The sequence below is a fragment of the Microcoleus sp. C2D2 genome (assembly GCF_036702495.1).
Classification (GTDB): domain Bacteria; phylum Cyanobacteriota; class Cyanobacteriia; order Cyanobacteriales; family Microcoleaceae; genus Microcoleus.
The window spans coordinates 1-10,557 of record NZ_JAUBTO010000206.1; the positions used below are offsets into that span (position 1 = coordinate 1).

A 10,557-nucleotide genomic window follows, 5' to 3' on the forward strand; every position below is an offset into this window, starting at 1 on the left:
GTAGAAGCAGTGGGGATTTATGACAACTTCTTTGAACTAGGAGGACACTCTCTACTGGCAACGCAACTAGTTTCACGCATCCGCAACATTTTCAAAGTGGAACTACCATTGCGTGAATTGTTTGCCACAGCAACACTAGGTGAATTGGCACTCTTCATTGAGCAGTTACAGCAACAGAATTTACAACTATCTGCACCACCCATTGTACCAAGAGCCAAGAATACAGACTTACCACTATCATTTGCTCAGCAGCGTTTGTGGTTTTTAGACCAGTTACAGCCTCTCAGCCCCTTTTACAACATACCTGTAGCTTTGCGTCTAGTTGGAACTCTTAATGTTGCAGCGCTAGAACAAAGCCTACAAAAAATTATTCATCGCCACGAAGCGTTACGCACCAACTTCGTCACTGTTGATGGACAACCAACTCAAGTTATCCAAACACAAGGGAATTGGAAAGTATCAATTGTTGACTTCAAGTATTTATCCACAACTGAACAAGAAATTGCAACACAGCAATTAGCACAACAACAAGCTATTCAACCTTTTAACCTGGCAACTGAACCATTAATTAGGGCGACATTAATCGTACTCTCCAAGACAGAACACGCCTTATTAGTGTGTATGCACCACATTGTCTTTGATGGCTGGTCAGTGGGTGTGTTTGTTGAAGAACTAGCAGCGCTGTACAATGCTTACTCTCAAGGTCAACCGTCACCGTTAGCACCACTGCCGATTCAGTACGCAGATTTCGCAATTTGGCAGCGAAACTGGTTGCAAGGAGATGTTTTACAAAGCCAACTGAGTTACTGGCAACAACAACTGGCAAACGCACCAGCTTTATTGTCCCTACCCACAGACCGACCCAGACCATCTGTGCAGACTTTTGCCGGAGCATATCAACAGTTTGCACTACCAACTGAGTTAACCGATAGATTGGTAAAACTCAGTCAGAAGCAAAATTGTACCCTCTTTATGACGCTGTTGGCCGCTTATAATACGCTGCTTTACCGCTATACAGGTGCGGTAGATATTTTGGTGGGGTCTCCTATTGCTAACCGCGATCGCTCTGAAATAGAAGGGTTAATCGGGTTTTTTGTCAATACCCTAGTTATGCGTTCTAACTTGGCAGGCAATCCCAGTTTTAGCGAATTATTGAGTCGTGTTCAAGAAGTAGCGTTGTCCGCGTATGCTCATCAGAACTTGCCTTTTGAAATACTGGTAGAAGCATTGCAGCCAGAACGAGACCTCAGCCATACACCACTGTTTCAGGTGATGTTTGCCCTCCAAAATGCGTCCACATCTGAGGTAGAGTTGGCTGGGTTGACTGTCACTCCATTGATAACAGAAGGCGCAACGGCAAAGTTTGATTTAAGTTTATTAATGCAGAACACGACCACTGGGCTAGTGGGTTTTTGGGAGTACAACACTGACTTGTTTGATGCTAGTACCATTGAGCGAATGACTGGTCATTTTCTGACATTACTTGAGGGTATTATTGCTAACCCAGAGGAAAGAATTTCTCAATTGCCTCTATTGACAGCAATTGAGCAACAGCAGTTACTTGTTGAGTGGAACAATACTCAAGCAGACTATCCCCAAAATAAATGTATCCATCAGCTTTTTGAGGAGCAGGTTGAGCTTGCTCCTGATGCTGTAGCTGTAGTTTTTGAAGATCGGCAACTGACTTACCACCAATTAAATTGTCGTGCTAACCAATTAGCTCATTACTTGCGCTCATTAGGTGTAACACTGGATGTGCTAGTGGGTCTTTGTGTAGAACGTTCTTTAGATATGGTGGTTGGACTGTTAGGGGTTCTCAAAGCAGGTGGTGCATATCTGCCACTTGACCCAGAGTATCCAATTGAACGCTTGAGTTTCATGTTAGAAGATGCTCAAGTTTCGGTGCTACTAACTCAACAGCATCTAATTGAGAGGTTGCCTAAACATCAAGCCAAACTTGTCTGTTTAGATGAAACCTGGCCGCAAATTGCCCAAAATAATCAAGAGAACCCCAGCAGTGGAGTAAAAGCCTTTCATTTAGCTAATTTGATATACACCTCTGGCTCAACAGGTAGACCTAAAGGTGTCATGGTTGAGCATAAGGGACTTTGCAACTTAGCTCAAGCCCAGATTCAAACTTTTGGCTTGACTTCGGATAGTCGCGTTCTCCAGTTTGCTTCCTTCAGTTTTGATGCTTCTATCTGGGAAATCATAATGGCTTTTGGCTCAGGTGGAACGCTTTATTTGGGAACAAAAAACTCTCTATTGCCAGGAAAGCCGTTAATTGAGCAACTAAAAAATTATGGCATTACCCATATCACCCTACCACCGTCGGCATTAGCAGTTATGGCTGGGTCTGAACTGCCGACACTGCAAACAATTATTGTCGCTGGAGAAGCTTGTTCTGCTGAATTAATTAAGCAATGGTCTGTTGGCAGAAACTTCTTCAATGCTTACGGGCCGACGGAAGCTACTGTCTGTGCCACGATTGCCAAATGCACTAATGATGAGAAAGTAAATATTGGTAAGGCGATCGCCAATACACAGGTTTACCTTTTAGATGGAAATTTACAGCCTGTACCTGTGGGTGTATCAGGAGAATTACATATTGGTGGTGTGGGGTTAGCAAGAGGCTACTTCAACCGTCCAGAACTGACTAGGGAAAAATTTATCAACAACCCGTTTGGTTCTGGTCGCCTCTATAAAACTGGGGATTTAGCACGTTATTTATCAGACGGTAATATTGAATACTTAGGACGCATTGATCATCAAGTAAAAATTCGGGGTTTCCGCATCGAGTTGGGAGAAATCGAAGCATTACTCAGCCTACATGATGATGTGCAGCTATGTTGTATTATTGTTCGCGAAGACACTCCAAGTAACGAGCGTCTAGTCGCCTACGTAGTGCCACAAAAAGATGTAACACTCACAACAGACGAACTGCGTCAGTTTCTTACCGATAAACTGCCTGGGTTCATGGTGCCAGCCGCTTTTGTGATATTAGAATCCTTACCCCTAACACCCAACGGCAAAGTAGACCGTCGCGCTTTGCCTGCTCCAGATTTACAACAGGAACTATCAGATTATGTAATACCAAATACAGAAGTAGAAAAAATCATTGCTGACATTTGGCAAAAAGCATTGGCAATAGAAAAAGTGGGAATTTACAATAATTTCTTCGAGCTAGGAGGCAATTCTTTACTACTTGTAAAAATTAATCAGCAATTACAAAAAGAACTTGGTTTAGATGTGTCAATAGTGGATATGTTTAATTACCAAACTATATCTAGTTTGAGCCAATACTTAAATATTAAGTTTTATCAAAAAAACACAACAATTAAACAAAACACTTCTCGCACTCTATGTCATAATAATAATGAAGTTAAAGCTTTAAAAAACAAGCAACTCCAATCCAGGCAACAATATCGCTCTCAAAAAAAAGGTAAAAAATGAAATGACAATAGATATAGATTCAGTGCATAACAATAATGAATTTAACGGTTCTGAAATAGCAATTATTGCTGTGGCTGGTAAATTTCCAGGTACAAAAGATATTGAATCGTTTTGGCAGAATTTACGAGATGGTGTAGAATCTATCACATGGCTAACGGATGAAGAGTTGATAAAGTCTGGTGTTTCTCTAGATTTACTGAATAATCCTAATTATGTAAAATCTAGTGCTGTTCTATCAGATATTGAATTGTTTGATGCAAATTTCTTTGGTTATAGCGCCAAAGAAGCTGAACTAATAGATCCACAACAACGCCTATTTTTAGAATTGGCTTGGGAAGCTACAGAAAAAGCTGGTTATGACCCACAAACCTACAGTGGTTTAATAGGGGTTTATGGTGGTGTAGGTATGAGTAGGTATTTGCTCAACAATCTAATTCCTCATCATCAATTATCAGAAACAATTGACCCTCTGCAATTAGCAATCTCCAATGATAAAGATTTTTTACCGACACGAGTTGCATATAAGCTTAACTTGACTGGGCCAGCAGTAAATGTGCAAACAGCCTGTTCAACTTCTTTGGTTGCTGTTCATGTAGCTTGTCAAGGTCTCTTAAATGGTGAATGTGACGTGGCTTTAGCTGGTGGAGTTACTCTGGGCATTCCTCAAAAAATAGGCTATTTGCATCAAGAGGGAATGATTCTTTCTCCTGATGGACACTGCCGTACTTTTGATGCTAAAGCACAAGGAACGATCGCTGGTAGCGGTGCTGGGATTGTGGTATTAAAAAGATTAAAGGATGCGATCGCAGACCGCGACCACATCCATGCCATTATTAAAGGTTCAGCAATTAATAATGATGGTGCGATGAAAGTGGGCTTCACTGCTCCGAGTGTTAGCGGTCAAGCAGCAGTGATTGGCGAAGCTCAAGCTATAGCTGGTGTAGATGCCGAAACAATTTCCTATATTGAAGCTCATGGTACTGCTACACCTTTAGGTGATCCCATTGAAATTGCAGCTTTAACTCAAGCTTTTAGTCAAAGTACAGATAAAAAAGGTTTCTGCGCTATTGGTTCGTTAAAAACCAACTTAGGACATTTGGATACAGCAGCAGGTGTGGCAGGTTTGATTAAAACTGTATTAGCACTGCAAAATAAAATGCTGCCTCCTAGTTTGCACTTCGAGACACCTAATCCCAAAATTGATTTTGCCAACAGTCCTTTTTATGTCAATACAACGCTAAAGGAATGGATAACAAATAATACCCCTCGCCGTGCTGGAGTTAGTTCTTTTGGTATCGGAGGTACTAATGCTCATGTCATTTTAGAAGAAGCACCTGTTTTTGGGCAGGGAGCAGAGAGCAGGGATCAGGGGAGAAATTATCATCACTTGTTGTGTCTGTCGGCTAAGACTGCGAGCGCCCTTGAGAAATCAACAGCTAATTTAATCACGCATTTAAAAGAGCATCCAGAACTGAATTTAGGCGATGTAGCTTATACCTTGAATAGTGGTCGCCGAGGTTTTAATTACCGACGAATGTTAATTTGTCAAGACTTAGAAGATACTGTCCAAGCTCTCAGTAGCATAGAGCCAAAACAAGTTTTTACTAATTATACAGAGATTACAGAACGGTCTGTCGTCTTTATGTTCCCTGGTCAAGGTTCTCAGTATGTCAACATGGCGCGGGAAATTTACGAAACGGAGACAGTATTTAAAGAACAAGTTGATAATTGCTCAGAAATTCTTAAACCCTTACTAGGGATGGATTTGCGTCATATTATTTATCCCAGCGAATCAAATATTGATGAAGTATCAAAGCAACTTCAACAGACAGAAATTGCTCAACCTGCTATTTTTGTAATTGAATACGCCCTAGCTAAATTATGGCAGTCATGGGGAGTGGAGCCACAAGCTGCGATCGGTCATAGTATTGGCGAGTATGTAGCAGCCACTCTAGCAGAAGTTTTTTCCCTAAAAGATGCCTTATCTCTGGTAGCAGCACGCGGACAAATGATGCAGCAACTGCCCACTGGGGCAATGCTTTCAATTCCCTTGCCTGCAGACAAGATAAAATCCCTGTTAGGTGAAAAACTTTCTGTTGCCGCGATTAATCAGCCCTCCCAGTGCGTAGTTTCCGGTTCCATAGCAGCAGTAGAGACATTACAAAATCAGCTTGCTACTCAGGGGATTGAGTGTCGCCGTCTGCATACTTCCCATGCTTTCCATTCCCAAATGATGGAACCAATTTTAGAGGCATTTGCAGAACGAGTTAAAAAAGTTACTTTAAATCCCCCCAAACTTCCTTATGTCTCCAACCTCACTGGTACTTGGATTACAGTCACCCAAGCCACAAATCCTGACTACTATGCTCAACATCTGCGTTCCACAGTGCTGTTTGCCCAAGGTGTCGAGAAATTATTGGCCACACCAGAGCAAGTCTTACTAGAGGTAGGACCAGGACATACACTAACTACATTAGTTAAAAGGCATCCAGACAAAGCATCTGCACAAACAGTCTTGACTTCGGTACGTCATCCTCAAAAAAAGCAATCCGATACTCGTGTTTTATTCAATACATTAGGTCAACTCTGGTTGACTGGAGTCAAAGTAGATTGGTTTGGATTCTATAGTCAGGAAGAATATTACCGTCTTCCCTTACCGACTTATCCCTTTGAACGCCAACGTTATTGGATTGACCCCCCACAAAAAGCAGCTTGGGGACAGTTGCAAATCTTACCCACAACATCACAATTGTGGACATCGCTTACACAAGCAGCTCAAAAGCAAGCAAGTGTGAGAAATGCAGAATTCAACGAGTTAACATATCCAGAAAACAGACAGTGGTTGGATCGTTTATGTACGGCCTACATCAACGCTGCATTCAACCAATTAGGGGCTTTTAGCAATCCCCAACAAAAGTATTCTTTAGAGAATTTGTTAGCGCAATGCCATATTTCTCCCCGCTATCACCAATTGTTATCTAGATGGTTGCAGATATTGGTGGAACAAGGACAATTACAGCAACATGAGGGCTTATTCACCAGGCTAGTGCCATGTTCGCAAGATTATATTAACGCACACTTAGAAGAAGTCAGAACCAGGTTCGCTCCTTCATCTTTAGTAGATTTAGATTTAGTGCAACGCTGTGGTGAAAATTTAGCGGCTATTGTTGTTGGTAAACAAGAACCCTTAGAGATTTTCAATGAACTGAGTTACCAAAAAGAAAACAACAGTTCACATTCAGAATCTACCTTAAATACTTACTACAACTCTATCTTGCGCTCAAGCTTAGAACAGGTAGTCAAGTCATTACCATCATCCGTTCACCTGAGAGTTCTGGAAATCGGTGGGGGTACTGGTATGTCTACGCAAGCATTACTACCTGTGTTGCCGCCCACACAAACCAACTATACTTTTACTGATATTGGTAGCGGTTTCCTGACTCAAGCGCAACAGAAGTTTAACGAGTATCCATTTGTTGAATATCAATTACTAGACATAGACAAATCTCCAACTGAACAAGGGTTTGAGAAATACAGCTTTGATGTAGTCATAGCTTCTAATGTATTACACGCAACTCAGAACATAGATCAAACACTCCACCATGTACGCTCTTTATTAGCTCCTGGCGGCTTCCTCTTAGTATGGGAAATAACTCAACCGAAAATAGACTTTGATATTACTTGGGGCCTGCTGTTGAAACCTGTAGACGATAAAAGCCGCAGCCCAGGTCAGCCTTTTATCATCAAAGAACAGTGGTTTGAAGCATTACGCACTCAGGATTTTGTTCAAGTTGCAGCGTTTCCCGAAACTGAAGCGTTTGAGCATCAAATTATTATGGCTGTTGCTTCTGCATCAACCGCATTTAGCGCAAAAATAGGGTATAAAGAGACTGACTCAAAATCAGAGATGTCATTACAAAGAAAGCCGGATGTTCTTCAGCTAGAAAAATTATCTGCACTGCACTCCAGACCTAGTTTGCCAAATTCATATATAGCTCCCCGTAATGAAACTGAGCAAAAAATTGCCGATATTTGGCAAGAATTGTTAGGAATTCAACAGGTGGGAATAGATGATAACTTTTTTGAATTAGGAGGAGATTCCTTAATAGCTGTTCAAGTTTTATCCCGATTGCGAAAAACTTTTTCTATTAAATTAACTGTAGCCAGTTTATTTGAATCTCCCACAATAGCTGAAATAGCACCAAAGCTAGAAAAACAACAACTAAAACAAAATACTAAGGCAGTGACCAGTGGGAGGGAAAAAATAGAAATATGAGAAACATATAAAAGTTTTTCTACAAATATCGAACTTTACAAAAGAATTTGTGATTAGATCACACATTCGGCTAAACTCATTGACAATATGAAGGATATAATTCTATGAATCTCAAGCAATTTCTAATAGAACTCTCTTATCAGGATGTGGAGTTGTGGGTTGAAGGCGATCGCTTGTGCGTTGATGCTCCAGAGGGAGTATTAACACCAGAAATTCGTGACTTATTAACTAAGCATAAAACAGAACTTATTTTGTTGCTGCACCAGGAAATTTCGGACAACGGTACAGATTTACCCCTGATTAAAGCCGAGCGTCCTCAGAACTTACCTCTGTCTTTTGCTCAAGAACGACTCTGGTTATTAAACCAATTGGAACCAGATAACCCCTTCTACAACGAACAAGTAGCTCTAAAACTTCATGGTAAGTTGAACCTCGTGGCGCTAGAGCAAAGCCTCAACAAAATTATCTCTCGCCACGAAGCCTTACGTACCAACTTCCGCACCTTCAACGAACAGCCAGTTCAGGTAATTGTTGAAAGCTTAATCTTAAATTTGTCAGTAGTAGACCTAACAGAGCTACTTGAAAGTGAAAGAGAAATCGCTTGCCAGCAATTAGCTACAGCAGAAGCTATTCGACCCTTTGACCTTGCTAACTCTGGTTTAATCCGAGCTTCTGTGCTTAAACTCACAGAGTTAGAGCACGTCTTGTTACTAACATTACACCACATTGTCTTCGATGCTTGGTCAATGGGCGTATTGATGCAGGAGTTAGCAACTATTTACTCAGCACTCTGCAATAACTTGCCACCAGAGCTACCTGAGCTACCAATTCAGTATGCCGACTTTGCTATTTGGCAACGGCAATGGTTGCAAACAGAAGTACTGCAAACGCAGTTGGATTATTGGAAGCAACTACTCAAAAACGCTCCTACCTTACTAGAATTACCCACTGACAGACCAAGACCAGCCATTCAAACTTTCCAGGGCGCAATCCAAAGTGTCAAATTTTCAGAGGAACTGACTGAAGCGATCGCGAATTTCAGTAAGCAAGAAGGAGCCACCCTGTTCATGACGCTGTTGGCGGCATTTGTTACCTTGCTTTATCGCTATACAGGCTCGGATGACATTGTAGTGGGTACGCCTCTTGCTAAACGCGATCGCTTAGAACTTGAAGGGTTAATTGGCTTTTTGGTCAACACTTTAGCACTACGTACCGATTTATCAGGCAACCCCAGTTTTCAGCAGTTGCTCAGTCGCGTGCGGCAGGTAATGCTGCAAGCTTACACTCATCCAGACCTCCCCTTTGAGGAATTGGTAAAAGCATTGCAGCCACAACGAGACCTCAGCCATACACCACTGTTTCAAGTGATGTTTGTCCTCGAAAATGCGCCCATATCTGAGGTAGAACTGCCTGGGCTAACTATCAGTTCATTCGGGACAGAAAGGACAACTGCTAAGTTTGATTTAACTTTATTCATTAAAAATACTACTTCTGGGCTGATAGCTGCGTGGCAATATAATACAGACTTGTTTGACTCTGGCACGATAGAGCGGATGGCAGGTCATTTTGTGACCTTGCTAGAAGGTGTTATTGCCAACCCACAGCAACAAATTTCCCAATTGCCCCTGCTGACACAAGTTGAGCAACAGCAGTTGTTAGTGGAATGGAACAATACTCAGGTAGATTATCCCCGTGATAAATCTATCCATCAGTTGTTTGAGGAGCAGTGTTTGAGTACACCCGATGCAGTGGCGGTGGAGTTTGGCAATCAACAACTGACTTACTACCAATTGAACTGCCGCGCTAACCAGTTGGCGTACTACCTGAAGTCTTTAGGAGTGAAAGCCGATTTATTGGTTGGGTTGTGTGTCGAGCGTTCCTTAGAAATGGTTGTGGGACTATTAGGAATTCTCAAAGCAGGTGGGGCTTATGTGCCACTTGACCCCGAGTATCCAACTGAACGCCTGAGTTTTATGTTAAAAGATGCTCAAGTTTCAGTGTTGTTGACCCAGCAGCCACTCCTTGACAGACTGCCTCAGCATCAAGTAAAACTTGTCTGCTTAGATACTGACTGGCAACTGATTTCACAGTTGAGTCAGGATAATCTCATCTCTAATGTGCAACCAACTAATTTGGCTTATGTAATTTATACCTCTGGTTCTACAGGTCAACCTAAAGGTGTAGCCCTGAATCAGCTTGCTCTTTGCAATTTGATCTTGTGGCAACTGCAAAATAACACAATTTCTACTGGAGCAAAAACGCTACAATTTGCTCCTATTAGCTTTGATGTCTCCTTCCAAGAAATATTTACTACCTGGTTTTCGGGAGGCACATTGTTCTTAATTAAGGAGGAATTGCGCCGAGATGCATTGGCTTTGTTGGGTTTTATTGAAGACAAATCTGTTGAGAGACTGTTTATTCCCTTTGTTGCCTTACAGCAATTAGCTGAAGTCGCTGTTGAGAATGAATCAGTTACTAGCAATCTCAGAGAAATCATTACTGCTGGGGAACAGTTGCAAATTACTCCGGCTATATCTCAATGGTTCAGCAAATTAACTGATTGTACTTTGCACAATCATTATGGGCCATCAGAAACCCATGCAGTCACTACTTTTACACTGACTAATTCAGTGGACACTTGGCCGTTACTTCCTCCGATTGGACAGCCAATTTCCAATACACAAATTTATATTTTAGATAAATATTTACAGCCTGTACCTATTGGTGTGCCAGGAGAGTTGTACATTGGTGGTGTCTGTTTGGCACGAGGCTACCTCAACCGTCCAGAGTTAACACAAGAAAAATTTATTTCCAATCCGTTTGAGAAG

General features: G+C 41.7%; 3 protein-coding genes. All 3 read left to right on the forward strand.

Annotation, left to right across the window (positions count from 1 at the left end):
* Positions 1-3,453 (forward strand): amino acid adenylation domain-containing protein (locus QUB61_RS35055; protein ID WP_333135522.1); only part of this gene is annotated, 3,453 nt, incomplete at its 5' end.
* Between the two features lies 1 nt (position 3,454).
* Entirely contained in the window at positions 3,455-7,729 is a 4,275-nt protein-coding gene (locus QUB61_RS35060; RefSeq protein WP_333135520.1) for a beta-ketoacyl synthase N-terminal-like domain-containing protein, read from the forward strand.
* Positions 7,730-7,833: 104 nt separating this feature from the next.
* Positions 7,834-10,557: amino acid adenylation domain-containing protein (locus tag QUB61_RS35065; protein WP_333135518.1), on the forward strand; the 2,724-nt coding region annotated here is incomplete at its 3' end.

Bases quoted from the DNA above. Each gene is read 5' to 3' on its own strand.
- QUB61_RS35060 (WP_333135520.1), top strand. From the start codon at position 3,455: ATGACAATAGATATAGATTCAGTGCATAACAATAATGAATTTAACGGT.